The sequence below is a fragment of the Micromonospora sp. NPDC002717 genome, assembly GCF_040295705.1.
Classification (GTDB): Bacteria; Actinomycetota; Actinomycetes; order Mycobacteriales; family Micromonosporaceae; genus Micromonospora.
Genome location: NZ_JBEOVW010000015.1, coordinates 113,962 through 138,698 on the forward strand (window position 1 = coordinate 113,962; position 24,737 = coordinate 138,698).

At 74.2% G+C, this 24,737-nt stretch carries 22 protein-coding genes, 1 tRNA gene and 1 pseudogene; 8 read left to right on the top strand and 16 right to left on the bottom strand.

What is annotated here, in order from left to right; translation table 11 throughout:
- Nucleotides 1–18: 18 nt before the first annotated feature.
- The 7 genes from ABT006_RS22430 to ABT006_RS22460 all read right to left on the bottom strand — a co-directional run bounded on the left by ABT006_RS22430 (nt 19) and on the right by ABT006_RS22460 (nt 7,089).
- Nucleotides 19–729 (bottom strand): ABC transporter ATP-binding protein, encoded by a 711-nt coding sequence (locus ABT006_RS22430; RefSeq protein ID WP_350709235.1) that lies wholly within the window; start codon nt 727–729, stop codon nt 19–21.
- Complete coding sequence (locus ABT006_RS22435) at nt 719–1,564, bottom strand: ABC transporter ATP-binding protein (RefSeq protein ID WP_502891016.1); 846 nt, start codon at nt 1,562–1,564, stop codon at nt 719–721. The genes ABT006_RS22430 and ABT006_RS22435 overlap by 11 nt, the downstream gene beginning before the upstream one ends.
- The gene (locus ABT006_RS22440) at nt 1,557–2,666 is read right to left on the bottom strand and encodes a branched-chain amino acid ABC transporter permease (protein ID WP_350709237.1); all 1,110 of its coding nucleotides are present in this window, start codon (nt 2,664–2,666) and stop codon (nt 1,557–1,559) included. The genes ABT006_RS22435 and ABT006_RS22440 overlap by 8 nt, the downstream gene beginning before the upstream one ends.
- Nucleotides 2,663–3,613 (bottom strand): branched-chain amino acid ABC transporter permease, encoded by a 951-nt coding sequence (locus ABT006_RS22445; protein WP_350709239.1) that lies wholly within the window; start codon nt 3,611–3,613, stop codon nt 2,663–2,665. Before ABT006_RS22445 ends, ABT006_RS22440 begins: the two co-directional genes overlap by 4 nt.
- 107 nt (nt 3,614–3,720) lie before the next feature.
- Nucleotides 3,721–4,881: a branched-chain amino acid ABC transporter substrate-binding protein gene (locus ABT006_RS22450; protein ID WP_350709241.1), complete on the bottom strand. Its 1,161-nt coding sequence runs from the start codon at nt 4,879–4,881 to the stop codon at nt 3,721–3,723.
- A 259-nt stretch (nt 4,882–5,140) separates the two neighbouring features.
- Nucleotides 5,141–6,310, bottom strand: a complete 1,170-nt coding sequence (locus tag ABT006_RS22455) for a hypothetical protein (protein ID WP_350709242.1) — start codon at nt 6,308–6,310, stop codon at nt 5,141–5,143.
- Between the two features lie 158 nt (nt 6,311–6,468).
- Nucleotides 6,469–7,089, bottom strand: coding sequence for an ANTAR domain-containing response regulator (locus ABT006_RS22460; protein WP_350709244.1), 621 nt, complete (start codon nt 7,087–7,089; stop codon nt 6,469–6,471).
- A gap of 81 nt (nt 7,090–7,170) precedes the next feature.
- Between ABT006_RS22460 and ABT006_RS22465 the strand changes: the two genes are divergently transcribed.
- A tRNA-Leu gene (locus tag ABT006_RS22465) sits at nt 7,171–7,253 on the top strand.
- A 477-nt stretch (nt 7,254–7,730) separates the two neighbouring features.
- On the opposite strand, the gene ABT006_RS22470 is transcribed toward ABT006_RS22465, so the two are convergent.
- Nucleotides 7,731–8,909, bottom strand: a complete 1,179-nt coding sequence (locus tag ABT006_RS22470; protein ID WP_350709245.1) for a trans-sulfuration enzyme family protein — start codon at nt 8,907–8,909, stop codon at nt 7,731–7,733.
- 83 nt (nt 8,910–8,992) lie between these two features.
- Here ABT006_RS22470 and ABT006_RS22475 point away from each other — a divergent pair, with 83 nt between their 5' ends.
- From ABT006_RS22475 to ABT006_RS22485, 3 genes are all read left to right on the top strand, one after another.
- Nucleotides 8,993–9,472, top strand: a complete 480-nt coding sequence (locus tag ABT006_RS22475) for an Lrp/AsnC family transcriptional regulator (RefSeq protein WP_350709247.1) — start codon at nt 8,993–8,995, stop codon at nt 9,470–9,472.
- A 76-nt stretch (nt 9,473–9,548) separates the two neighbouring features.
- Entirely contained in the window at nt 9,549–10,559 is a 1,011-nt protein-coding gene (locus ABT006_RS22480; protein ID WP_350709249.1) for an LLM class flavin-dependent oxidoreductase, read from the top strand.
- Nucleotides 10,560–10,884: 325 nt separating this feature from the next.
- The gene (locus ABT006_RS22485; RefSeq protein WP_350709251.1) at nt 10,885–12,318 is read left to right on the top strand and encodes a pyridoxal-dependent decarboxylase; all 1,434 of its coding nucleotides are present in this window, start codon (nt 10,885–10,887) and stop codon (nt 12,316–12,318) included.
- A 15-nt stretch (nt 12,319–12,333) separates the two neighbouring features.
- Here the strand turns inward: ABT006_RS22485 and ABT006_RS22490 are convergent, their stop codons facing one another.
- The 5 genes from ABT006_RS22490 to ABT006_RS22510 all read right to left on the bottom strand — a co-directional run bounded on the left by ABT006_RS22490 (nt 12,334) and on the right by ABT006_RS22510 (nt 17,296).
- Nucleotides 12,334–13,308: a sulfite exporter TauE/SafE family protein gene (locus tag ABT006_RS22490; protein WP_350709384.1), complete on the bottom strand. Its 975-nt coding sequence runs from the start codon at nt 13,306–13,308 to the stop codon at nt 12,334–12,336.
- Between the two features lie 202 nt (nt 13,309–13,510).
- A complete protein-coding gene (locus tag ABT006_RS22495) occupies nt 13,511–13,981 on the bottom strand; it encodes an RrF2 family transcriptional regulator (RefSeq protein ID WP_350709253.1) in 471 nt (156 codons plus the stop codon).
- An 88-nt stretch (nt 13,982–14,069) separates the two neighbouring features.
- The gene (locus ABT006_RS22500) at nt 14,070–14,954 is read right to left on the bottom strand and encodes an acyl-CoA thioesterase (RefSeq protein ID WP_350709255.1); all 885 of its coding nucleotides are present in this window, start codon (nt 14,952–14,954) and stop codon (nt 14,070–14,072) included.
- Complete coding sequence (gene pyk / locus ABT006_RS22505; RefSeq protein WP_350709257.1) at nt 14,951–16,399, bottom strand: pyruvate kinase; 1,449 nt, start codon at nt 16,397–16,399, stop codon at nt 14,951–14,953. The genes ABT006_RS22500 and pyk overlap by 4 nt, the downstream gene beginning before the upstream one ends.
- A gap of 531 nt (nt 16,400–16,930) precedes the next feature.
- Entirely contained in the window at nt 16,931–17,296 is a 366-nt protein-coding gene (locus tag ABT006_RS22510) for a YciI family protein (protein ID WP_350709259.1), read from the bottom strand.
- Between ABT006_RS22510 and ABT006_RS22515 the strand changes: the two are divergent.
- Nucleotides 17,295–17,477: pseudogene (locus tag ABT006_RS22515) on the top strand (zinc ribbon domain-containing protein); the annotation flags it as partial. The gene ABT006_RS22510 and the pseudogene ABT006_RS22515 overlap by 2 nt on opposite strands.
- Before the next feature lie 155 nt (nt 17,478–17,632).
- On the opposite strand, the gene ABT006_RS22520 reads toward ABT006_RS22515, so the two are convergent.
- Nucleotides 17,633–18,451 carry a lipase family alpha/beta hydrolase gene (locus ABT006_RS22520; protein WP_350709260.1) on the bottom strand — a complete coding sequence of 273 codons (819 nt, stop codon included), beginning with the start codon at nt 18,449–18,451 and terminating at the stop codon, nt 17,633–17,635.
- 296 nt (nt 18,452–18,747) lie between these two features.
- Between ABT006_RS22520 and ABT006_RS22525 the strand changes: the two genes are divergently transcribed.
- The 3 genes from ABT006_RS22525 to ABT006_RS22535 are packed head-to-tail and all read left to right on the top strand — an operon-like array spanning nt 18,748 to nt 21,082.
- Nucleotides 18,748–20,097, top strand: a complete 1,350-nt coding sequence (locus ABT006_RS22525; RefSeq protein ID WP_350709262.1) for a pentapeptide repeat-containing protein — start codon at nt 18,748–18,750, stop codon at nt 20,095–20,097.
- Nucleotides 20,098–20,128: 31 nt separating this feature from the next.
- Nucleotides 20,129–20,617, top strand: a complete 489-nt coding sequence (locus ABT006_RS22530; RefSeq protein WP_350709264.1) for an isochorismatase family protein — start codon at nt 20,129–20,131, stop codon at nt 20,615–20,617.
- An 18-nt stretch (nt 20,618–20,635) separates the two neighbouring features.
- Nucleotides 20,636–21,082, top strand: coding sequence for a nitroreductase family deazaflavin-dependent oxidoreductase (locus ABT006_RS22535; protein ID WP_350709266.1), 447 nt, complete (start codon nt 20,636–20,638; stop codon nt 21,080–21,082).
- 117 nt (nt 21,083–21,199) lie between these two features.
- Here ABT006_RS22535 and ABT006_RS22540 read toward each other — a convergent pair whose 3' ends face one another.
- Complete coding sequence (locus ABT006_RS22540; protein ID WP_350709268.1) at nt 21,200–22,084, bottom strand: hypothetical protein; 885 nt, start codon at nt 22,082–22,084, stop codon at nt 21,200–21,202.
- 4 nt (nt 22,085–22,088) lie between these two features.
- Nucleotides 22,089–24,686, bottom strand: a complete 2,598-nt coding sequence (locus tag ABT006_RS22545; protein WP_350709270.1) for an FtsK/SpoIIIE domain-containing protein — start codon at nt 24,684–24,686, stop codon at nt 22,089–22,091.
- Nucleotides 24,687–24,737: the final 51 nt, after the last annotated feature.

The following is a 24,737-nucleotide window of genomic DNA, read 5'->3' on the forward strand; positions in this document are numbered from 1 at the left end:
ATGAGGGGTGGCGGCCGGTCAGGCCACGCCGAGGTATGCCTCTTTGACCGCCGGGTCGTGCAGCAGGTCCGCACCGGTCCCGCTCTTGACGATCCGGCCGGTCTCCAGCACGTACGCCCGGTGCGCCCGGGCCAGGGCCTGCTGGGCGTTCTGCTCGACCAGCAGGATGGTGGTGCCCTGTTCGTTGATCTCGGTGATGATGTCGAAGATCTGCTGGATCAGCATCGGTGCCAGACCCATCGAGGGCTCGTCGAGCAGCAGCAGCTTCGGTCGGCTCATCAGCGCCCGGCCGACGGCCAGCATCTGCTGCTCGCCGCCGGAAAGGGTACCCCCGGCCTGCTTGCGCCGCTCCGCCAGGCGCGGGAACAGGTTCAGCACCCGGTCGAGGTCCTGGGCGATGCCGGCCCGGTCCCGCCGGGTGTAGGCGCCCATGTCCAGGTTCTCCAGCACCGTCATGCCCGGGAAGATGCCCCGGCCCTCCGGCGCCTGGCACAGCCCCCGCCTGACCCGCAGGTCGGCCCGGAGCTTGGTGATGTCCTCACCGTTGAACCGGATGCTCCCGCTGGCGACCGGGCGGATCCCGGAGATGGCCCGCATCGTGGTCGACTTGCCGGCGCCGTTGGCGCCGATCAGGGCGACGATCTCGCCCTCGTCCACCGTCAGGCTGATGCCGTGCAGCGCCTGGATCCGCCCGTACAGCAGGCTCACGTCGTCGATCTCAAGCAGCATCGTCCGGCACCCCCAGGTACGCCGCGATCACCTTCGGGTTCTCCCGCACCTCGGCGGGTAGCCCCTCGGCGATCTTCTTTCCGAACTCCAGCACCACGATCCGGTCGGTGACCCCCATGACCAGGCGCATGTCGTGCTCGATGAGCAGCACGGTCACGCCGGTGTCCCGGATCTGCCGGATGAGCTGGAGCAGCTCCTCCTTCTCCGCCGGGTTGAAGCCGGCGGCCGGCTCGTCCAGGCAGAGCAGCACCGGATCGGTGGCCAGCGCGCGGGCGATCTCCAGCCGCCGCTGCTCGCCGTAGGAGAGGTTGCGGGCGAACTCGTGCATCCGGTTGCGGATGCCGACGAACTCCAGCAGGCGCTCGGCCTTCTCCCGGCCCTCGCGCTCCTCCTTCCAGTACCGCGGCAGGCGGAACAGCGCGGAGATGACGCTGGTCTTGTGGTGCGCGTCCGCGCCGACCAGGACGTTCTCCAGCGCGGTCATCTCGGGGAAGAGGCGGATGTTCTGGAACGTCCGCGCCATGCCCATCTTGGTGATCTGATGCCGCTTCTTGCCGCTGATCTTCTGGCCACGGAACCGGATCTGCCCCTCGGTGGGCTGGTAGATGCCGGTCATCGCGTTGAAGCAGGTGGTCTTGCCGGCGCCGTTCGGCCCGATCAGACCGAGGATCTCCCCCTTGTAGAGGGTGAAGTCCACCTCGTTCAGCGCGACCACGCCGCCGAAGCGCAGCGTGACGTTGTCGACCTCCAGCAGCGGCTCCCGGGTGGGCACCGTCTCCACGGCCGGCGCGCCGGCCTGCGCCGGGACGGCCGGCGTCTGCTCGGTGTCACTCACCGACGGTCACCTCCTTGCGGCGGTCCTTGAACTCCGCCGCACGTCGTCGGTTCGGGATCAGGCCCTCGGGCCGGAAGATCATCATGATCACCAGCACCAGGCCGAAGAACAGGAACCGGAACTCGTACAGCTCGTAGCCGAACAGCTCGATGCCGCGGAACCGCTCGATCATGTACGCCACCAGGCCACCGCCGACGATCGCGCCGACGATGTTGCCGGAGCCGCCGAAGATGACCGCGGCCAGGATGATGATCGAGTTCAGCAGCTCGAAGTTCTGCGAGTTGACGAAGTTCTGCTTGCCGGCGAAGAGCGCGCCGGCCAGCCCGGCGATCGCCGCGCCCGCCGCGAACGCCCACAGCTTGAACTTGAACGTCGGCACGCCCATCAGCTGCGCCGCGTCCTCGTCCTCGCGGATCGAGATCCAGGCCCGCCCGACCCGGCTGTGGGTCAGGTTCCGCACCCCGATCACCACCAGGATGATCACCGTGAGCACCAGCCAGTAGTACGGCCGGGCGTCGAGCACGCCGAAGACCGGCCTGCCGTCGGCGTACTGGCCGGGCGGGTGCGGGATCTGGTTGAAGCCCCGCTGGCCCTTCAGGAACTCCGAGCTGACCGCCCCGATCCGGATCATCTCGGCGAAGCCGAGCGTCACCAACGCCAGGTAGTCGCCACGCAGCCGCAGGGTCGGCGTACCGAGCATCACGCCGGAGACCATGGTCAGCGCGATCGCCACCGGCACCGCCAGCAGCCACGGCCACAGCGTCTTGATGTCGCTGCTCGGCGAGGTCAGCACCGCCACGGTGTACGCGCCGACGGCGAAGAAGCCGAAGTAGCCGAGGTCCAGCAGGCCGGCGAAGCCGACCACGATGTTCAGGCCGACAGCCAGCAGCACGTAGATCGAGACGGTGAACATCACCTGGGTGAAGTTCGCACCGGGGGTCGGGATCGGCCCCAGGTACTGGTAGAACTCCTTGTTCGGCAGCGCGTAGAAGAACACGATCACCGCGGCGAGCAGCGCCCAGCGCACCCAGCGCGGCGCGCCGCGCCACCGTTCCCCGGCCGCCTCGCGGCCGGAGCGCACCTTCTCCAGGACGGTCGTCATGCCCGCGCCCTCCCCAGCGACTCACCCAGCAGACCGGTCGGCCGGAACATCAGCAGCACCACCAGCACCGCGAACGCGGCGAAGTCCTTCCACTGGGTGCCGAACAGGCCGGAGGCGTAGTTCTCGATCACGCCCAGCAGCAGGCCGCCGACGAGCGCCCCGCGCAGGTTGCCGATGCCGCCCAGCACCGCGGCGGTGAACGCCTTGAGACCGAGCAGGAAGCCGACGCTGTACGTGAGGGTCTGGATCCGCACGTCGTAGAGCAGACCGGCGACGCCGGCCATGCTGCCGCCGGCGATGAAGACCATCAGGATGATCCGGTCCTTGTTCACGCCCATCAGCGCGGCGGTGTTGGCGTCCTGCGCCACCGCCCGGATGCCTCGACCGACCCGACTGCGGTTGATGAACATGTCCAGCGCGATCATCATCACCAGCGCGGACCCGAGGGTCAGCAGCTGAACGGCGTCGATCGGCACGCCGAAGACCTCGAACAGCGGCTTGGAGCTGACCAGCACTGGCGCGCCCTTGGGTCGACGGTCGGTATAGACGCCGAACGCCTCGGAGATGGCGATGGACGCGCCGATGGCGGTGATGAGGAAGGCCAGTGGCGGCGCGTTGCGCTTACGCAGCGGCCGGTACGCCACCCGCTCGATGATCGTCGCGGTGCCCGCCGAGGCGATCGCCGCGACGATCATCGCCACGAGCAGGTAGAACATGATCGAGCCGAGCCCGCTGACCTGCGAGTCCTGGTTGAGGCCGAATCCGTTCCAGGTCCAGATCGCCGCGAACGCGCCGGCGATGAAGACCTCGGAGTGGGCGAAGTTGATGAGTCTCAGCACGCCGTAGACCAGCGTGTAACCCAGCGCGACCAGGGCGTAGATCGCACCCTGCGTCAGGCCGGTCGTGGTGAGTTCTCCGAAGTTGGAGAACAGTCCGTCGAAGTTCAAGGGAGGGACGCTCCATCAGGGTCTGGAGAGAAAAAGGGGGTGCGGCCGGGAGCGAGCTCCCGGCCGCACCCGCGATCACAACTCAATCGCTGTAGCAGCGACCGGCGTCAGGACTTCGGGATCTCCTGATCCGGGACGACCTTGCCACCGACGACCTTGAAGGCCCAGACCTTGACCTGCGCCGGGTCGAGCTCGCCGCCCTCGACGAACTTGTAGCTCGCCGCGACGCCCTCGCCGCTGTAGCCCTTCACGAACTCCAGCAGGCCCGCACGGGTGGTCTTGCCCGCCTTGATACCGGCGAGCAGGATGTTCGCCGCGTCGTACGCCGTGTCGCTGTAGGTGCCCGGGTCGGTGCCGTTGAGGGCCTTGTACTCCTGGACGAAGGTGCCCCGAGCCTCGGCGGCCGGCGCGCACGGGCAGGTGAGGATGGTGCCCTCGGCCGCCGCCGCACCCGCGGAGGTGATGTACGCGGCGTCGTTCACGCCGTCACCGGCGATCAGCGGAGCGGTGACCCCGGCAGCGCTGAGCTGCTTGCGGATCAGGCCGGCCTCCTGGTAGTAGCCGCCGTAGAAGATGGCCTTGACGTTCGCGGCCTTGACCTTGGTGACCACGGCGGAGAACTCGGTCTGCTTGCCCTCGCCCTGGACCTTGTCCGAGCCGACGACCGCCGGGCCGAGCAGCTTCTTGACCTCGTCGGCCAGGCCGGCGCCGTATGCGGACTGGTCGTCGATGACGTAGACCTTGTCGGCCTTCAGCACGTTCTTGATGTAGTTGCCGGCCGCCGGGCCCTGGCTGAAGTCGTTGCCGACCGCGCGGAAGAAGGTCTTCCAGCCCTGCTCCGCGAGGCTCGGGCGGGTCGCGGAGGGGGTGATGGTCACCAGACCGGCCTCGTTGAACAGCGGACCGGCGGCCTCCGACTCACCCGAGTAGGCCGGGCCGACGACGCCGAGGATCTTCGCGTCGTCGATGGCCTTCTGGGCCAGACTCGGGGCCTGGTCCGGGCTGCCCTGCGAGTCCAGCGGGACCAGCTCGACCTTGCAGTCGGCGTTTTCCTTGTTGTACTTGTCGACGGCCAGCTTGACGCCGTTGTTCTCGTTGATGCCGAGCGCCGCCGAGCTGCCGGTCAGCGCACCGAAGAACGCGATCTTGTTGCCACAGGCTTCCCCACCGGACGCCGTGTCGTCGCCACCGCTGGAGCATGCGGTGCCGCCGGCGACGAGTGCCAGCATGGCGACCCCACCGATAACGCGCGCGAGCTTCTGCCTCAAGGCCCGAACCCTCCTCCGTCCCATGGTCCGAACCACCCGCTGCCTATTGGCCCTTGCGGGGGCGGACGAACCAGACCGTCGTCGCCGGTCTGGGGCCGGACGCTATCCCACCTTTCAGCTGTGACGAAAGCCCCAGCGGAGCGGGTTGACCGAACCGTTACACGCCGTGGCGGATCGGAAACGATCGCTGTAAGAACCGTCGGCCATGAATGCCCCTAGCCTTCGTTTCATCGGTAACGAGCAGGTCAGCGCCCACTCCCTACCGATCGACGACCGACAACCCCGTCCACCAGGCACGCGACGCCTGGCCGTCATCGGCGACCAACACCAGTCGATCTCCCTGCGCCGCCACCGCCACCGCCGTGTTGCCGCCGTCGGGCACCACGGCAGGCATCGCCATCGTCCGCCACGAATCACCCGAATCGGCCGAGAGCCACAGTCCGTGACCGCCGCCGTCCCCGGTCACCGCCACCAGAGCACGCCCGGCCGGCACCAGACCGTCGACCGACGACACCCCCGGCCCCGGCACGCCGAACCCGCCGACCCGCCGCCACGCGTCCCCGGCCAGCCGCCAGGCCGCGAACCCCTCACGCACCGGACCGACCGCCACCAGCCCGCCGTCGCCCACCGACGCCACCCGCTGCGCCTGGCCGCTCCCGTCGGCCGCCGGCAACGCCACCCGCCGCCAGGCACGGCCGTCCGCCGATGCCCACGCCAGGGGCGCCAGCGCGGTCGCGCCCGGCGGCAGCACCGCCCCTACCACCCACCAGCCCGACGCCACAGCGACCGCGTCGTACGCCACCGTCCGGCCGCGCCCGTCGCCGGCGAGCTCCGGCACGCCCTCCCGGATGGTGAACCGCTCGCCGTCGGGGGACGTCCAGACCGCCGCGCCGTCGACTCGGGCCCCCGCGATCAGCCAACCGGCCGGCCCGGCGGCCAACCGGGTCACGCTCACCGCCCGCGGCCCCGCGTACAGCTCGAAGGGGGCCGGCACCTCCCGCAGCGCGCCGTCCGGGGCCTGCGCCCACGTGCCCGTGCGGGGATTGCCGTGCACGCCGCCGTTCTTCGCCCCGAGCGCCGCCACCCGCCCGTCCCGGCAGGCGGCCGCGTACAGCACGTGCTGGCGGCCGTAGAAACTCGACGCCGCCACCGGCAGCGCCGACCACGCCGCGCCGTCGGCGCTGCTCCAGGCCGCCGGCCGCGTCTCCCCCGCCGCGTCGGCCAGCCCGCCCACCACGTACCACCGGCCGGCGCAGGCCACGGCGTCGCGCAACAGCGGCCGGCCGGCCGCGCCCGGCGGCGCGGGCAGGGTCAGCGGCTGCCACGCCGGGCGCAGCGACTCGGCGGCGGGCCCCGCCGGGGCCCGGTCGCAGCCGGCCAGCAGCGCGGCGACGACACCGAGCACCGCCACCAGCCGCCGGGACCACATGGGATCAGATGTTATCGATCGGCTGGCCCGCCGGGGAGCCCCGTCGCACGGGCCCCGCGTGTCGCGCCGTCCCGCGGCGTCGCTCCCGGGCCCGTCCGGCCGACCGCGACGGAGGGCCCGGCGCGGGATCCGAGCGGCCCGGCGGGTCGCGCCCCGGGTCAGGAGGCGGGCTGCGCGACCTCGCCGCCGGCGGTCTCGGCGAGGATCCGCTCGGCGACCTCCTTCATGGTCATCCGGTGGTCCATCGCCGTGCGCTGGATCCACTTGAACGCCTGCGGCTCGGTCATCCCGTAGGTCGTCATGAGCGCGCCCTTGGCGCGCTCCACGGTCTTGCGGATCTCCAGCCGGTCGGTCAGCCCGGCGACCTCCGACTCCAGCGCGGCGATCTCGGAGTAGCGGGACAGGGCGATCTCCACCGCCGGCACCAGGTCGCTCTTCTGGAAGGGCTTCACGAGGTACGCCATCGCGCCGGCCGCCCGGGCCCGCTCCACCAGGTCGCGCTGGCTGAACGCGGTCAGGATGATCACCGGGGCGATCCGGGCGCCGGCGATCCGCTCGGCGGCGGCCAGCCCGTCCATGATCGGCATCTTGATGTCGAGAATGACCAGATCGGGCTTGAGCTCCTCGGCGAGCCGGACGGCGGTCTCGCCGTCACCGGCCTCCCCGACCACCTCGTAGCCCTCTTCGACCAGCATCTCGGCGAGGTCCAGCCGAATGAGCGCCTCGTCCTCGGCTATCAGAACGCGCCTGCGCTCGACGTCCGTCTGCGTCTCGGCCACGAGCCACTCCCACCATTGTTCCCGGCACGGCTACCACCCATGCTCCCGCACGAGCGTAGTCGGGTACAGTAAGCGGCACTCGCCGGGATGGTGGAACGGCATACACGGAAGTCTCAAACACTTCTGCCCGAAAGGGCTTGCGGGTTCGAATCCCGCTCCCGGCACTCCTGTCACACCGCTGTTCCATGATGCGCGGGTGCACCGCCCGAGATGCGGGCCCGCGCCCGCGCCCTCCGCGCCCGAGGCGGCAACATCCGGTCGGTTGCCCGCGCGCAGGCCCCGCACCACCGTCTGGTGCCGGTGCGTCGACCGGCCCGAAACACTCATGACCGGCACCGCCGCCCGCGGCCTCCGCTGCTCGCCCGATGTCGGCTATCCGACCGGCCCGGCGGCCTACTCCTACCTACTGGGCCGCCACCCCGGCGACGGTCAGCCGGTCACCACCGACAGGGTGGCGCGGTCCGGCGAATCCACCGCGCCGGTGCGGGGCCCGGCCTGGTTGACCTCTGCGACGCCGCGATGCGGGCCGTGCTCGCGGACATGGTCCAGCGGATGCAGGAGAAGGCTGCGTGGCGGTGCGGAGCGGCCGATCGTCCTCCGCGACCGGTGCCCGATCGTCGGGCGCGCGCGGACGTGCCGGCTCAGCCGAGTTCGGCGAGCGCCCGCGCCAGGTCCGCGCGCAGGTCCTCCGGGTCCTCCAGGCCGACGGAGACGCGCAGCAGCCCACCGACCGGCTTGGCCTCCTCCTCGACGGGCCGGTGGGTCAGCGAGGCCGGGTGCTGGATGAGGGTGTCGACCCCACCGAGCGAGACGGCGTGGGTGATCAGCCGGCAGCCGCCGGCGACGGCGGCCGCGGCGGGCGCGCCGCCGCGTACCTCGAAGGCGAGGAGGCTGCCGGGGCCGGCCATCTGCCGGCCGACGAGCCCGGCCGGGTCGTGCAGCGACGGGTGGTGAACCCGCGTGACGGCGGGGTGGGCGGCGAGCCAGGCGGCGAGTTTCTCCGCGCCGGCCTGCTGGGCGCGGACCCGCACCGGCAGGGTCTGCAGGCCGCGGTGCAGCAGGTACGCGCCGAGGGGGTGCAGGATCGCGCCGGTGAGCGCGCGGACCTGGCGCAGCCGGGCGGCCCAGTCGGCGTCGCAGGCGACGACTCCGGCGAGCACGTCGCCGTGTCCGCCGATGCTCTTGGTGGCGCTGTGCAGCACGAGGGCGGCGCCGTGCCGGGTGGGCTGCTGGAGCACGGGGGTCGCGACGGTGTTGTCCACGAGCAGGGGGACGTCGCCGGCGGCCTGCGCGAGGGCGGCGATGTCGACCAGGTCGAGGGTGGGGTTGGCCGGGGTCTCGGCGATGACCAGGGCGGTGTCGGGGCGGACGGCGGCGGCGACCTCGCCCGCGCAGGCCCAGGTGACGGTGGTGCCGAGCAGACCGGTGGCGAGCACGTGGTCGGTGCCGCCGTAGAGCGGGCGGACGGCGACGAGGTGGCGCTTCCCGTCCCGGGTGGCGGCGAGCAGCGTGGCGGTGAGGGCGGCCATGCCGCTGGCGAAGGCGACGGCGTCGCCGGTGCCTTCGAGGTTGGCGAGGGCGGTCTCGAAGCGGGCGACGGTGGGGTTCCACAGGCGCTGGTAGACGGCGCTGCCGCCGGCGGGGAGCGTGCCCCCGGTGGCGAGGGTCTCGTACGCGTCGCCGCCGGCGCCGACGGACGGCAGGGGGTTGGTGGTGGAGAGGTCGATGGGCGGCACGTGGACGCCGAGGGCGGCGAGGTCGTCGCGGCCGGCGTGCACGGCTCGGGTGTCCACGGTCGTCATGCCGGAAGGATCGAACATAGAGCCAGCAGGGGGCAATAGTTCCGAAGATGATTCGGCTGTATCCCTTTGATTGGCGCGGCGATTCGACGGAGGATGTCTCCATGCCCCCTGCGACGAACGATGTGCGGCGGTTCGCGGCCCTGGACGACACCGATCGGGCGATCCTGTCCGAGCTGGCCGCGGACGGCCGGCTGCCGAACAACGCCCTCGCCGAGCGGGTCGGGGTGGCCCCCTCGACGTGCCTGACCCGCACCCGCGCGCTACGCGAGTGCGGGGCGATCCGCGGGTTCCACGCGGAGGTGGATCCGGCGGCGGTGGGGCTGCCGTTGCAGGCGCTGGTGTCGGTGCGGCTGACCGCGCACGAGCGGGCGGCGGTGGACGCGTTCCGGGCCCGGTCGGTGCGGCTGCCGGGGGTGGTGTCGGTGTTCCACGTGGCGGGCGCGGAGGACTACGTGCTGCACGTGCGGGCCGCCTCGGCGGACGCGCTGCGCGACTTCGTGCTGGACCACCTGGCGGTGGACCCGGCGGTGCTGCACACCCAGACGAGCCTGATCTTCGAACAGGCCCGCGGCCTGGGCTGAACACCCGGCGCGACGCGCCGCGTGAGCTTGGTTGCCCCGGGGAACAATTCGGGGGCCGGGCGGGTTGGCCAGCCGTGTGATCAACGTACCGCTGTCTGTTCTTGACCTTGCCCCGGTCGCGGCCGGCGCCACGGCCGGCGAGGCCCTGCGGCACACCACCGAGCTGGCCCGCCGCACCGAGGAGCTGGGATACCACCGGTTCTGGGTGGCCGAGCACCACAACATGCCGGGGATCGCGAGTTCCGCCCCGGCCGTGCTGCTCGCGCACCTGGCGGCGCACACGTCGACGATCCGGCTGGGCTCGGGCGGGGTGATGCTGCCCAACCACGCGCCGCTGGTGGTGGCCGAGCAGTTCGGCACCCTCGACGCGCTGCACCCGGGCCGGATCGACCTGGGCATCGGCCGCGCCCCGGGCACCGACCAGGTGACCGCGCTGGCGCTGCGCCGGACCATGGAGGGGCTGTCGGCGGAGGGCTTCCCCCGGGAGCTGGCGGACCTGATGAACTACTTCACCGGCGAGCGGCCGGGGCCGATCACGGCCACCCCGGGTCGCGGGCAGCAGCCGGCGATCTGGCTGCTCGGCTCCAGCGGGTTCAGCGCCCAACTGGCGGGGATGCTGGGGCTGCCGTTCTCGTTCGCGCACCACTTCAGCTCGCAGCACACGCTGCCCGCCCTGGCGCTGTACCGGCAAAGCTTCCGGCCGTCGAAGTGGCTGGCCGAGCCGTACGCGATGGTGGCGGTCAACGCGGTCTGCGCGGACACGGACGAGCGGGCGGAGTGGCTGGCGGGGCCGAGCGCGCTGTCGCTGCTGCGGCTGCGCTCGGGTCGACCGGGGCCCCTGGCCGCGCCGGACGAGGCGGCGGCGTACCCGTACACCGAGGTCGAGCGGGAGTTCGTGCGGCAACGCCGGGAGGGCCAGGCGATGGGCTCGCCGGAGACCGTGCGGCGGCAGCTCGGCGAGCTGCTGGCGCGTACCGGCGCGGACGAGCTGATGCTGACCACCCTGGTGTACGACGTGGCCGACCGGGTGCGCTCGTACGAGCTGATCGCGGCGAAGGTGGCCGGTGGCCTGCGCCGGGACGGCTGAAACACGATCTTCACGTCGCCGTCACCGGGGAGACGCGCGGGCCGCCTAGGTTTGTCCCCGGTGGTGGTACGGCATCCCCGGTCGGGACGGGTCGGGGATGCCGCGGTGTGGGGCACCGGGCCGCGGCTGTGCGGATTCCGCGGCTGCGGCCCGGTGCCTGCCCCACGCCCCGGACTTACCCACGCCTCCGGCCTGTCCTGCCGCCACGCCCCCGGCCTGTCCCGCTCCCGCCCCGACGCCGGGCGGGCGGAGGCCGGCAGCGCCGCCTCTCGATACGATCCGCAGTTTCCTTGCCGCCGGCCCGGATTATTGATCAACTCAGGGCGTGGCTGAGCACATGACCCCGGACGAGTTCCGACGCGCCGGGCACGCGGTGGTGGACTGGATCGCCGACTACTGGGCGACGGTGGGGCAGCGCCCGGTGACGTCGCAGGACCCGCCCGGCGCGGTGGCCGCCGGGCTGCCGGCCGGCCCGCCCGAGCACGGCGAGCCCGTGGCGGCCGTCCTCGCCGACCTGGACAGGCTGATCGCCCCGCGCCTGACCCACTGGCAGCACCCCGGTTTCTTCGGCTACTTCCCGGCCAACACCTCCGGGCCCAGCGTGCTGGGCGACCTGGTCAGCTCGGGGCTGGGCGTGCAGGGCATGCTCTGGGCCACCGGGCCCGCGTGCACCGAACTGGAGACGGTGATGCTGGACTGGCTCGCCGACCTGCTGGAGCTGCCGAAGCGGTTCCGCGCCGGCTCCGGCGGCGGCGGGGTGATCCAGGATTCCGCGTCCTCGGCGACGCTGGTGGCGACCCTGGTCGCGCTGCACCGGGCCGGCGGCGGCCGGTGGCGCGAGGTCGGCGTCGACCGCCGGTACCGCGCCTACACGTCCACCCAGGGCCACTCCTCGATCGAGAAGGCCGCGCGGATCGCCGGGCTGGGCGCCGACGGCGTACGACCGATCGAGGTGGACCCCGAGACGCAGGCGATGTCCCCAGCGGCGCTGAGCGCGGCGATCGAGGCGGACCGGGCCGCCGGCGTGGTGCCCGCCATCGTGGTGGCCACCGTCGGGACCACGTCCACGACCGCGATCGACCCGCTGCCGGAGATCGGCGCGATCTGCGCCGAGTACGGCGTGTTCCTGCACGTCGACGCCGCGTACGCGGGGGCGGCGGCGGTCTGCCCGGAGCTGCGGTTCGGCCACGCCGGCCTGGAGTACGCCGATTCGTACTGTTTCGACCCGCACAAGTGGCTGCTCACCGGCTTCGACTGCGACGCGTTCTGGGTCGCCGACACCGCGGAGCTGATCGAGGCGCTGACCGTGCTGCCGGAGTACCTGCGCAACGCCGCCACCGAATCCGGAGCGGTGATCGACTACCGGGACTGGCAGGTGCCGCTGGGCCGCCGGTTCCGGGCGTTGAAGCTCTGGTTCGTGCTGCGCTGGTACGGCGCCGAGGGGCTGCGGGCGCACATCCGGTCCGGGGTGGCGCTCGCCGCCCGGTTCGCCGAGCGGGTCCACGCCGACGACCGGTTCGCGCTGGTGGGGGCGCACCCGTACTCGCTGGTCTGCTTCCGGCTGCGCGCCGACGACGAGGTCAACGCGGAACTGCTGGCCCGGGTCAACGCCACGGGTCGGGTGCACCTGACGCACACCCGGGTGAACGGCCGGTACACGCTGCGCCTGGCCGTCGGCTCGCCGCAGACCGCCGAGGCCCACGTCGACGAGGCGTGGTCGCTGCTCCGCGACGCCGCGACCGCCCTCCTGCCCCGCTGACCCACCACTCCCCCGCTAGCGCGGGTCGGCCGTGCCGGCGGTCGGCACCGGGATCCGGGTGCTCGTGCCGGAGACGGACGCCGGGGCCGGGACCTGGGTCGCGGCGAGGGCCGCCGCGGCGACGGCCCGCTCCCGGCGGGTCCGCAGCAGCGCCCGGACGGCCAGCGCCAGGGCGGCGACCCAGGCGGCGGCGAGCAGCGCGTAGACCGCCGGTCGGGCGGGGCCGCCGAGGTCGGCCGAGCGCATCAGCGTGCGGGCGTTGGTCAACACGATCACGCCGCCGATCGCCGCGCCGAGCAGTTGGGCGGGGACGATCCGGACCAGCCAGGCGGCGACCGGCGCGGCGATCAGGCCACCGACGAGCAGCGCGGCCACCATGGGCAGCAGGAAGCCCTCCGCGCCGAGGCCGATGAGGAAGCCGATGCTGGCGGCGCCGGCGACCACGAACTCGGCCGTGTCCACCGAGCCGATCACCCTGCGGGGCTCCAGCCGGCCGCTGACCAGCAGGGCCGGCGTGGCGACCGGCCCCCACCCGCCGCCGCCCGTGGCGTCGACGAAGCCGGCGACCAGGCCGAGCGGGCCGAGGAAGCGCCCCCGCAGCCGACCGGCCCGCCGGTCGGTGCGCAGCGGTCGGGAGAAGCGCACCAGCAGGTACGCGCCGAGCGTGAACAGGATGCCGGCCATCCACGGGGCCGCCGACTCGGTGGAGATCGCGCTGAGGAAGGTCGCGCCGGCGAACGCGCCGACCGCGCCGGGGACGGCGATCCGGGCCACCACCCGCCAGTCGACGTTGCCGAACCGCCAGTGCGCCACCCCGGCGGCGAGCGTGGTGCCGATTTCGGCCAGGTGCACGGACGCCGACGCGGCGGCCGGGGCGACGCCCACGAGCAGCAGCAGCGTGGAGGAGGTCAGTCCGTACGCCATGCCGAGCGCGCCGTCGACGAGTTGCGCGGCGAGCCCGACCAGTGCGAGGACCAGCAGCTTGCGCACGAGCGCCCCCTGACTTTTCGGCATCTCCTATCGACTTGGTCGACAATGCGGCACGCGGGGTGCCGGGGTCAAGACTCCGACCGGTCAGTGAGACGACAGTGGCGCGGGCCGGCGGCGGGGACAACGGTGACGACGGTCCGGGCGGCGGGGCGACGCGTCGACCGCCGGCGCGCGAGCCCCTACGCCGGCCGTTCGGCCCGGGTCAGGTCCAGGCGCGGGGGTCGGCGGCCAGCTCCGTGACCCGCTCGGGCAGGGTGCCGGCGGCCACGTCGGCGACGGTGACCAGTTCCAGGATCTGGCGTTCGCTGGCCCGCAGGGCGATCCAGACCTCCTGGAGGGAGCGGGCGGCGCCGTGGTAGCCGAGCTCCTCGGGCCGCTGCCCGCGTACGTGTGCGAGCGGGCCGTCGATCACCCGGATCACCTCGGCCAGCGAGATCTCCCCGCCCGGCCGCGCCAGCCAGTAGCCGCCCTCCGGACCGCGCTGGGCGTGCACGATGCCGCCGCGGCGCAGTTGCAGCAGGATGCTCTCCAGGAACTTCGGCGGGATCTCCTGGGCGCGGGCGATCTGCTCGGCGGTCACCGGCCGACCCCGCCCGGCCCCGGCACCGCCGGTCACCGAGGCGAGCTCGGCGACCGCACGGAGGGCGTAGTCGACCCGGGCGGAGAGGCGCATGCCGGCAAGATTAACGCGCTGGTCACCCCGGCCGGCCGATCACCCCTCGGCCGATCGGCCGACGGCGATGTGCCGCCCCGGCTCGGCGTCACTCCCCGACGCGGCGCAGCAGCCCCTCCTGCACGGCGGTGGCGATGTGTCGGCCGTCCCTGGTGAACAGGCGACCCGTGGCGAGCCCCCGCGCGCCGGAGGCGGACGGGCTCCAGCAGTCGTAGAGGAACCACTCGTCGGCGCGGAACGGCCGGTGGAACCACAGCGCGTGGTCGAGGCTGGCCCCCACCACCCCGCCGGGGCCCCAGACCTCGCCGTGCACCGACAGCACCGAGTCGAGCAGGGTCAGGTCGGAGGCGTACGTCAGCGCGCAGGCGTGCAGCAGCGGATCGTCGGGCAGCTTGCCGTCGATGCGCATCCAGACCCGCTGGTGCGGGTCGGCCGGCCGGTCGCCGGGGCGCACCCAACCGGGCTCGCCCACGTAACGCACGTCGATCGGGCGCGGGATCTGCGCCCAGATGCCGAGCCGCTCGGGGTAGCGGGAGAGCCGGTCGGTCATCGTCGGGACCTCGTCCGGCCCCGGCACGTCGGGCGGCGTGGGCGCGTGGTGGTCCAGGCCCTCCTCGGGACGGTGGAACGACGCCGACATGAAGAAGATCGGCTTGCCGTGCTGGAGCGCCACGGAGCGGCGTACCGAGAAGGAGCGGCCGTCGCGGATGTTCTCCACCTCGTACGCGATCGGCTCGCTCGGGTCGCCGGCGCGCACGAAGTAGCCGTGCAGGGAGTGCACGAAGCGCGCCGGGTCGACCGTCCGGCCGGCGGCCACCAGGGCCTGGCCGGCGACCTGGCCGCCGTACACCCGCTGAGGGCCGACCGGCGGGCTCATCCCCCGGAAGGTCATCTCGCCGGTGTGCTCCAGGTCGAGCACGTCGAGGAGCTGGTCGACCGCGGCCTGGCCGACCGCGACCTCCCCGGCACTCACTGAAGCGCTCGCGCGGACGCGGCGTCGACCAACGACCCGAGCTGGTGTACGCGCAGCGTGTTGGTCGAGCCGGGGGTGCCGGGCGGGCTGCCGGCGACGATCACCACGTGGTCGCCGGGGTTGGCCCGGTTGAGCCCGAGCAACGCCTGGTCGACCTGGCGGAACATGTCGTCGGTGTGCTCGACGAACGGCATCAGGAAGGTCTCCACGCCCCAGGAGAGGGCAAGCTGGTTGCGCACCTCGGGCACCGGGGTGAAGGCGAGCAGCGGCAGGTCGCAGTGCAGCCGGGACAGCCGCCGCACGGTGTCGCCGGTCTGCGAGAAGGCGACCATGGCCTTCGCGCCGATGGCCCGGGCGATCGAGGAGGCGGCGACGGTGAGCGCGCCGCCGTGCGTACGCGGGTCGTGCTGGAGGCGCGGCACCCCGATCGAGCCGGACTCGGTGGTGGTGACGATCTTCGCCATGGTGCTGACGGTGAGCACCGGGTACTTGCCGACGCTGGTCTCGCCGGAGAGCATCACGGCGTCCGCCCCGTCGAGCACGGCGTTGGCCACGTCGGAGGCCTCGGCGCGGGTCGGGCGCGAGTTCTCGATCATCGAGTCGAGCATCTGGGTGGCCACGATGACCGGCTTGGCGTTCTCCCGGCAGAGCTGCACGGCGCGCTTCTGCACCAGCGGGACCTGGTCGAGCGGCAGCTCCACGCCCAGGTCGCCACGGGCGACCATGACCCCGTCGAAGGCCAGCACGATCTGCTCCAGGCAGTCGACCGCCTCGGGCTTCTCCACCTTGGCCAGCACCGGCCGGTGCACCCCGACCTCGGCCATGATGCCGTGCACCAGCTTGATGTCGTCGGCGGAGCGGACGAAGGAGAGCGCGACCAGGTCGACGCCGAGGCCGAGGGCGAAGCGCAGGTCCTCGGCGTCCTTCTCGGACATCGCGGGGACGCTGACCGCCACGTTCGGCAGCGAGACGCCCTTGTTGTTGGAGACCGGGCCACCCTCCGTGACCAGGCAGCGGATGTCGTTGCCGGTGACGTCGGTGACCTCGACGGCGACCCGGCCGTCGTCGATCAGCAGCCGGTCGCCGGGCTTGACCTCCTGCGGAAGCTTCCGGTAGGTGCAGGAGACCCGGTCCTTGGTGCCGAGAACGTCGTCGCCGGTGATCACGACGGAGTCGCCGGTGCGCCACTCGTGCGGGCCGTCGGCGAACCGGCCGAGCCGGATCTTCGGACCCTGCAGGTCGGCGAGCACGGCCACCGGGTGTCCGGCCGCCTCCGCGGCCTCGCGGACCAGCCGGTAGACCGCCTCGTGGTCGGAGTGGCTGCCGTGGCTGAAGTTGAGTCTGGCCACGTTCATGCCGGCCTCGACGAGCCCCCGGATCCGCTCCGGGGACGAGGTGGCAGGACCAAGAGTGCAGACGATCTTCGCGCGGCGTGTCACGCCCATCAGGCTAGTCTCTCCTCCGGGTCGGACTACGGGCCGACCCCTCGCGGGCTGCGGAAAATTGTCCAACGACGCGCGTCACGCGCGCAGCCGGCGGGCGGAACCCACGCCGGAACGTTGAGGCGGCGGGCAACGGCGACCGCGCGCCGGAATCGTACGCCCCCGGCGCCACCGGGCACCGGGGTGCTCCCGGCCGGCGCGCCCGCCGTCGATGGCTGGTCCACGCCGTGCCGCGCCCTGGCCGCGGCACCCACCGCGCGGACGCCCGCCCGGCCCCGCCCGCGCACACCCGCCCCGCCCGACCCGCGGCGGCCTGGCCCGCACGCCCGACCCGCTCCCCCGGGCCGGTCCGACGGGTTCCGCTGATGGCGCCGGAGGGTGCCGGCGCGATGGTGACGCCGCCGTTCCCCGGCCGCGGGTGCCCGACCGGGTCGCTCGCGCGCCGGGGGCGGACCGCTGCGGGAGGCCGGCGGTGCACGCCGGGTCGGCGGCCCGCGCCGCGCGCACGGTGCGCCGGGCATCCGGCGGAACCGCTCAGGTCTGCGTCTTGACCAGTGGGAACTCCAGCGAGCCCGCCGGGCAGAGGAAGGTCATCACGTCCACCCGGTAGAGCCCGGCCTGCACCGCCGGGTCGGCCTCCATCACGCTGCGCACGTCGTCTACGGACCCGGTCCGGGCCAGACCGAAGCCGATCGGCGGGTCCGGCTGGCGGGCCTGGCCGTCCACCGAGCCGGCGACCAGGATGATCCTCCGCCGCTGGAGGGCCTGCATGTGCGCGAGGTGCTCGGCCTGCAACCGCTGCACCGTCTCCGCCGGCAGCGCCCGCCCGGCCGCGCCGGGATACAGCACGATGCACTCGTACGTGTCGAGCGCGAAGTCGACCTGCGGCACTCCCGTCATGGGCGCTCCCTCCCGCGTCGCGTTGCGCGGCGACCCGTGGTCGACGCCGACCGGCACGGGCCCAGCGTCGCACGCGCGGGCGGCCCGCGCGGGCGCTCCGGTCAACTCCGTCCGCGCCCCGGCCCGGTGGACCTGCCCGTGCGGCAGTGTCCACGACCGGGACGTCAACGCCGCCCGGAACATCAGGGCCGCCGGACGGGCGGACCTCAACGACCGTGAAGCGCGGGTAAGACCGGCACCTGTGCCGGCACAGCGCGGTGAGGCGGTGGCCCACGGAAGCTCACACCCCGCGGGGTGCAGCAGGCCGGAATCCCCGCCATTCATGGCGGGAGGACGTCACAGGGCCAGGCAGTCCGGGCGGATCGGGGTGTCGCGCAGCGCCTGCCGGACCACGGTGTACGTGGTGCCGTCGAGCACGAGCCCGAGGTGCCCGACGACCCGTAGCGGGCACGCCGCCTGGATCAGCACGTTGGTCGCGCCGTCGGCGAGCGAGGCGTTGTCGACCGGCCGGACCAGCTCGTCCTGCCACGTCCGGACCGTGGTCCAGCGGACCGCGCCGGGGGTGTCGTCGCCGCCGTTGAGGTCGGCGAGGAAATCGGAGCCGATCGACATCTGCTGACAGGCGACGACTCCGGCGCAGCTGCCGAGGCCGACGACCCGCAGGATGTTCGCGACGTACGTGCCCTGCTGGGGGCTGCCGAGGCTGACGTAGCGGCCGACGGCCGACTCGCCGCCGAGGAACTTCACGTACCAGCGGGAAACCAGTCCGCCCTCGGAGTGGCCGACGACGTCCACCCGGGACGCCCCGGTGACGGACCGGACCTGCTCGACGTACGCGGCGAAGGCACGGGCGGAGTCGCGGATGTCGCCGAAGCCGAGGCCGGGCAACTGGTAGACGAAGACCCGGAAGCCGTCGGCGCGCAGCCGGGCGGCGATCGGCTCGTACGCGATGGAGAGGCCGATCAGGCCGCCGACGACGATGACGGGATCGGCGGCGATGCCCGCGGCGGTGGTCGTCGCCGTCACCGTCGCCGGCCTGTTGGCGGCGGCCGGGGTGCCGGCGGCGGGACGGTCGGGGGCGGCCGTCGCGGCGGTGGCCGGGACGAGCAGCAGGGCGGCGGTGGCGGCGACGGCGAGGATCTTTCGGAGCAGCATGGCTGCACCTCCGGCGGGAGGTACCCGGGAACCCGGGACGGCGGGCGGGGGTCCGATCGATCGTGGGACGATGATGAGGGTCTAGATTCACGGTCGTCAATAACTACGTTACAGGCCGGTAACCCTTGTCGCGCCGGGAGCGCAAACCGGCAATTCGCGCACGGTCGACGCGGGGTCGGGTCGGCCCTTACGGCTGGCGCGTTTCGCGGGCACGCGAGAGCAGGGCGACCCGGCGGCCTGCCGTCCACGCGGGACGGTGCGCGCGCGAGCCCGACGCCGGTGGCATGCTGTGGCCCGTGCCTCAGACACCGACCGGCGAGAAGCCGCTGCGGGTGATGCCCTGGTGGCTCGTGCTCGTCGGGCTGCTGGCCGCCGGGCTGCTGGGCTGGCTGGTCCTGGACTGGCTGCTCGACGAGGCCGGCCGGGCCGCCCAGCCGGACACCCGCGCCACCCTGCGCATCGACGCCATCCGCACCGGGCTGACCGTGGTGGCCGGCACCGGCGGCGGCCTTGCACTGCTGCTGGCCGCCCGCCGCCAGTGGATCAGCGAACGCGCCCAGCGGCACCAGGAGGCCGTTGCCGCGCAGGAGCAGGCGCACCGGGACCGGGCGCAGGCCCACGTGGAGGCGGTCGCCGAGGCCGGGCAGCGGCACCAGGACCGGCAGGCCGAGGCCGCCGAACACGACGCCGCCGAGCGCCGGCTGACCGAGCTCTACACCCGCGCCGTCGAGCTGCTCGGCAACGACAAGGCAGCCGTACGCCTCGGCGGACTGCACGCCCTGGAACGGCTCGGGCAGGACAATCCGGCGCAGCGGCCGACGATCGTGGCGGTGCTCTGCGCGTACCTGCGGATGCCGGCGGGCGACGACGACGCGGGCGAGGCGGAGGTGCGCCGCACCGCGCAGCGGGTGTTGACCCGGCACCTGCGCGCCGACGACGACGCGTTCTGGCCCGGCGTCACGCTGGACCTGACCGGCGCCCACCTCGACGGCTTCGACGCCGCCGGCTGCACCCTGGTCGACGCGGACCTCACCGGCGCGGTCTGCGCCGGCACCACCAGCCTCGCCGGCGCGACCGTGCGCGGCCGGCTGTCCCTCGGCGCCACCTTCGCGGACCTGCGCTGCGACGACCTGCGCGGCGACGCCGAGATCGTCCTGGACGACGCCCGGATCGCCGGCCGCCTCAGCTTCGACCGCGCCGAGATCGGCGGCCTGTCGTGCCGGCACGCCACCGTCGCGTGGGCGTACTTCCGGGGCACCACGGTCGGACGGACGGCGAGCTTCGACGGGACCCGCTTCACCAGAAGCGCGACGTTCCGCGAGGCGGTCTTCCTCAGCGGGCTCTCGATGGACCACGCCACGTTAGGGGGCTACGCCGGATTCCGGCAGGTCCGCTTCGCCGACCTGGCCCTGTTCCGCTGGACCGAGTTCGGCGGCCAGGCATGGTTCGAGCGGGCCCGCTTCGAGGGCGCCGCGAACTTCGGCCGGGCCCGCTTCCACGACGCGGCGACCTTCGACGGGGCGACGTTCGCCCGGCCTCCCCTGGTCGACCAGGCGCGGGCGGCGGCGGCCGGCCCGCACGTCTGGCCCGAGGGCACGAACGTCGCGCGGCTCGACGACGACTGGCTGCTGCTCACCGACCCCTGATCCGCACCGCCCGCCCTTTACGATCATCAGCGTGACGACCGCCCTCGTGCTCATCGACCTGATGCCCCGGATCATCGCGCTGGAGCTGGCCCCGCACCGGGGCGAGGACGTCCTCGACCGCTGCCGCCGGCTCGCCGCCGCGTTCCGCGCCCAGGGCCGGCCGGTGGTCCAGGTCCGGGTCGAGCGGCCTGGGGTGGCCGAGCAGCCGCCGGGCAGCGACTTCGCCGAGGGGCTGGTCGAGCCGGGCGACGTCGTGGTCGTCAAGCGCACCGTCGGCGCGTTCCACGGCACCGACCTGCACGGGAAGCTGCGCCGGCGCGGGGTCGACACCGTGGTGCTGGCCGGGCTGGTGACCACGATGGGCGTCGAGTCGACCGCCCGCGCGGCCAGCGACCACGGCTACGAGCTGGAGTTCGTGGCCGACGCGATGTCCGGCTTCGCCGCCGACGAACACGAGTTCACCGTCGAGCGGATCTTCCCGCGCTTCGGCACCGTCCGACGCGCCGACGACTACCGCTGAGGCGGCTAGGCTGCACCGATGGCGGAGACCATTGAGGACAGTCCGGTCGGCTGGGTGGCCAGCCACGTGGAGCGTTACCTGGCCACCGACGGCGCCGACGGCGGCAGGTACCACGGGTACGACGCCCTGCTGATCACCACCCGGGGGCGCCGGACGGGCAAGCTGCGGCGGACGGCGCTCATCTACGGCCGGGACGGCGACCGGTACCTGCTGGTGGCGTCGAACGGCGGTGCGGCGCGGCACCCGGCCTGGTACCTCAACCTGTGCGCCGACCCCGAGGTGCAGGTGCAGGTCGGGGCCGACCGGTTCCGGGGCCGGACGCGGACCGCCACCGCCGAGGAGCGGCCCCGGTTGTGGCAGGTGATGACCGGCGTCTTCCCGACCTACGCCCGCTACCAGCAGGGGACCGACCGGGAGATCCCCGTCGTCGTGGTCGAGCCGGTGCCGACCGACGTCGCGCCGTAGCGGAACCACCGGTGGAACACCACGGCCGTCTCCGGGCGCCGATGACGTCCATCGTGCTCCACCGGTCCCGGCGGCCGGGCGCCCCGGCGACGGCCGGTCAGCGGAGGAGGCGGCCGGTCAGCGGAGGAGGCGGAACAGCAGCAGATAGGCCACGTAGGCGACCGGCACGGCGACGAAGCAGATCAGGAAGCCGAGGTGCACGTAGCGGGGCGGGGTGCCGGCGACCATGGCCGGCCGGCCCCAGCGGCCGAGCACCAGGTAGCCGGCGAAGAACGACAGCGCGGGCAGGCCGGCGCAGATCCAGGCGCCGAGGGTGAACCCGTCGACCAGGCCGACGCCGGAGGCGAGCACCATCACCACCATCAGCACCGCCGCCACGGCCGCGCAGCCGGCGTAGACGGCGAGCGCCCGGGCCACCGGCGACCAGGTCGGCAGCAGCGCGGGGCGTTGCGCGAGCAGCTCGGCCTGTTGCCCGTGCCGGTCGGACTCGTCGGCGTAGCGCCGGGCCAGCTCCAGCTCGGTGGTCGGGTCTGTCTCCGCCGGGCGCGGGCCCGGCACCCCGCCCGCCCCCGGCGGCAGCGCGAGCTTCGTCTCCCCCACCCCGACCTGGGGATACGCCCCGACCCCCGGCCGCCCCGGGGCGCCGGCTGCGCCGGCGGGCTCCCCCGCCCCCGGTCCGGCGCCGCCGGTCGGCGCGCCGCCCGGACCGCCGTCACCGACCGACCCGGCGCCGGGCACGGCGGCCGGCCCGGTGACGGGGCCCGCGGGTGCGGTCGCCGGCGCGGGCGCGGGGCCGGTGGGCACGCCGGGGGCCGGGACGCCGATGGCCTGGCCGAGCTGGTCGAGGCGCTGCCCCTGGGCGGTCAGCCGGTGCTGGAGGTAGTCCGCGGCGGCGTGCAGGTTGCGCCGGCGCTCGGCCTCGGCGGCGGCGCCGCGCTCACCGGCCCGACGCCGCTCGGCGAGCTGGCGGGCCAGCGCCGCGTACTCGGAGTAGTCGGACACCGCCTCAGTCCTCCCCGTCCGGGACGTGCCCGTCGCGGGCGAACGGCACGATGAGCCGGGTGCGCTGGTCGTGCCGGTCGACCAGCAGCGCCCGGTCGGGCCGGGGTGCGTACGCGAGGTCGTGCACCCCGAGGTGCAGCCCGAGGTCGGTGCCGGGCACGTTCAGCGCCACCAGGCAGGCGACGTCGTCGCGGTTGTGCGCGCCGCCGAGGTCGTCGGCGAGCCGGCGCAGCCCGCGCCACCAGCCGAGCAGGTGCACGCCCCGCGCGGGGCCCTGGCGCAGCAGCGCCCCCAGGTCGTCGTGGCCGGAGCGGAACGTCTCCGGGTCGGTGGCGGCGAGCGCCGCGCTGGCGGCGTCCATCCCGAACACGACGAGGTAGGTGCGGCCGGTGTCCGGCGCGGCACTGCCCTCCGGCCGGGCCGGGGTGGTCGGGCCGGGCGGCGTGGTGGCGGCCGACAGCCCGGCGGCGAGGGTGGCGACGTGCCGGCGCAGGCCGGCGGTGTCGAGGCGGTCGACGGCGTGACCGGCGGCGATCAGCGTGGCGGCGGTGTCGTCGGCGGCGGGCTCGGCGGCGGTGACCAGCGGGGCGAGGAGGAACCGGGCGTCGCCCGGGGCGTGCTGGCGGGCGAGGCTCAGGGTGGCCGCCCGCAGCACCTCCGCGCCGGTGGCCGAGGTGCCCACCACGGCCAGGTGCCGGCCCGGGGTGGCGTCCAGCATGAACAGCGCGGAGGTGCCGTCCACGTCGACCGTCCGCCCGACCAGGGCGAGCGGGCGACGCCCGCCCGGGCGCAGCCCGGCGAAGGTGGGGTCGTCCTCGACGCGCGCGGTCTCGTAGCCCCTGAACACCGACGGGGGGCGCGCGCCCGCCGGCCGCGCCTGCCACAGCTCGTGCCGCAGCGCGGCCAGCTCGGCTGCGGCGGCGTGGGCGTCGGGGAAGCGGACGACGGCGTCGGCGCCGACCGCCCCGGCGGCGGTGTTGAGCACGGCCGAACCGACGGGCAGGGTGTGGGCGGCCTCGTTCAGCGGGTCGAGCACCCCGCCGCCGCCGGGCAGCGCCACCCGGAGCGCGAACTGACCGAAGATCGCCTCGGCCCGCCCGTAGAGCGCCTCGACGCCGGTCATGCTCTGGCTCGCCAGGACCAGGTGCACGCCGTACGAGCGGCCCTTGCGGGCCAGCTCCTCGAGCAGGTCGACCGACTCGCGGGCCAGCGCGTCGTTGCCGGCGAGCAGCACGTGGAACTCGTCGACCACCGCCACGATCCGGGGCATCGGCGTGTCGCGGGGCAGGTCGGCGAGCTTGGTGACGCCGTGCCGCTTGAGCGCGGCGGCCCGCCGCGACAGCTCGCGGCGCAGCTCCCGCAGGACGGCGACGCCGTACTCCCGGTCGGACTCGATGCCGACGGCCCGGGCGTGCGGCAGCCAGGACGGGTCGCGGGGGGTGGGGACGAACTCGGTGAAGCTCACCCCCTCCTTGAAGTCGAGTAGGTAGAGCTGCAGCTCGGCGGGCGGGTAGCGGGCGGCGAGCCCGTAGAGGACGTCGAGCAGGAAGACCGTCTTGCCGGCGCCGGTGCGCCCGCCGACGAGCCAGTGCGGGGTGGCGTCGTCGAAGGCGACGGTGACCCGGTCCCGGCCGGCACGGCCGACCACGGTGCGCAGCCCGTTGCCCGCCGACTCGGCCCACCGCCGCTCGGGCAGCAGCTCGGCGAAGCCCACCGCGTCGCCGCGCCGGGCGGCGGCGCCGAGATGGGCGGCGAGGGCCGCCACCGACGCGGCCGGCGGGTCGCCGTCGAGCAGCACGGGGGCCGCCAGGCCGGTGCCGTCCACGCTGAACGGGGCGCCGGGCGGATCGCCGACGTGGGCGTACCGCTCGGTCAGCCGGACCGTGGTGGTGGCGCCGAGCTGCGGCGGCGGGTCGGCGGACGCGGCGGACGGCTGGCCGGCGACCAGGACGCAGACGGCGGCGGCCGGCCCGGCGTGGGTGAGCGCGGCGAGCCGGGCCGCCTCGCGGGGCGGCGGCGTCGACGCGGCGACGACCAGCAGCAGCTCCTGGTCGGGACGGTCGGCGTGCCGGGCGGCGCGGGCATGCCGCTCGGCGGCGTCGAGCAGGGCGGCCACCTCGGCCTCGCCGGTGGCGGGCGGGTCGAGCACACCGGCGTCGACCAGCGGGCGCAGCGGCCCGAAGGTGGCGCCCAGCGCGGCGGTGTCGATCCCGGCGACCCGGACTCCGCCGGGCGGCGCCGTGGCGAGCAGCCGCAGCACGAGCGCCCGCAGCAGGCCGGCCACCCGGGGGTCGCGGGCGTCCGCGTCGACCGCGAGGTGGTGGCCGCCGCCCAGCGGCACGAGGACGGGGAAGGCGCCGTCGGGAGTGGACGCCTCGCCGACGCGCACCGGGACGGGCGCGACGGCGACCGGGGTGGCCCCGGGGGTCGGGGTGGCGAGCGCGCCGCCGAGTTCGGCGAGCCGGGCGACGAGCGCGCCCGCGCCGTTCGGGACGGCCGGGGTGGCGTGCCCGGCGAGCGCCCGACGGGCGGTGTCGAGGTGGGACCGGGCGGCGCGGTGCGCCGCGACCGCCTGCCCGTACGCCGACGCGAGCCTGCCCACCCTCTGCTCCCGTCGCCGTCGCCCCGCCTGGTCCTCAAGGACCCTAACGGA

Coding starts and splice junctions, on each gene's coding strand:
- ABT006_RS22430 (WP_350709235.1), bottom strand. CDS start 729: ATGCTGCTTGAGATCGACGACGTGAGCCTGCTGTACGGGCGGATCCAG.
- ABT006_RS22440 (WP_350709237.1), bottom strand. CDS start 2,666: ATGACGACCGTCCTGGAGAAGGTGCGCTCCGGCCGCGAGGCGGCCGGG.
- ABT006_RS22455 (WP_350709242.1), bottom strand. CDS start 6,310: ATGTGGTCCCGGCGGCTGGTGGCGGTGCTCGGTGTCGTCGCCGCGCTG.
- ABT006_RS22470 (WP_350709245.1), bottom strand. CDS start 8,909: ATGTTCGATCCTTCCGGCATGACGACCGTGGACACCCGAGCCGTGCAC.
- ABT006_RS22475 (WP_350709247.1), top strand. CDS start 8,993: ATGCCCCCTGCGACGAACGATGTGCGGCGGTTCGCGGCCCTGGACGAC.
- ABT006_RS22495 (WP_350709253.1), bottom strand. CDS start 13,981: ATGCGCCTCTCCGCCCGGGTCGACTACGCCCTCCGTGCGGTCGCCGAG.
- pyk (WP_350709257.1), bottom strand. CDS start 16,399: ATGGGCGTGACACGCCGCGCGAAGATCGTCTGCACTCTTGGTCCTGCC.
- ABT006_RS22510 (WP_350709259.1), bottom strand. CDS start 17,296: ATGACGGGAGTGCCGCAGGTCGACTTCGCGCTCGACACGTACGAGTGC.
- ABT006_RS22520 (WP_350709260.1), bottom strand. CDS start 18,451: ATGCTGCTCCGAAAGATCCTCGCCGTCGCCGCCACCGCCGCCCTGCTG.
- ABT006_RS22535 (WP_350709266.1), top strand. CDS start 20,636: ATGGCGGAGACCATTGAGGACAGTCCGGTCGGCTGGGTGGCCAGCCAC.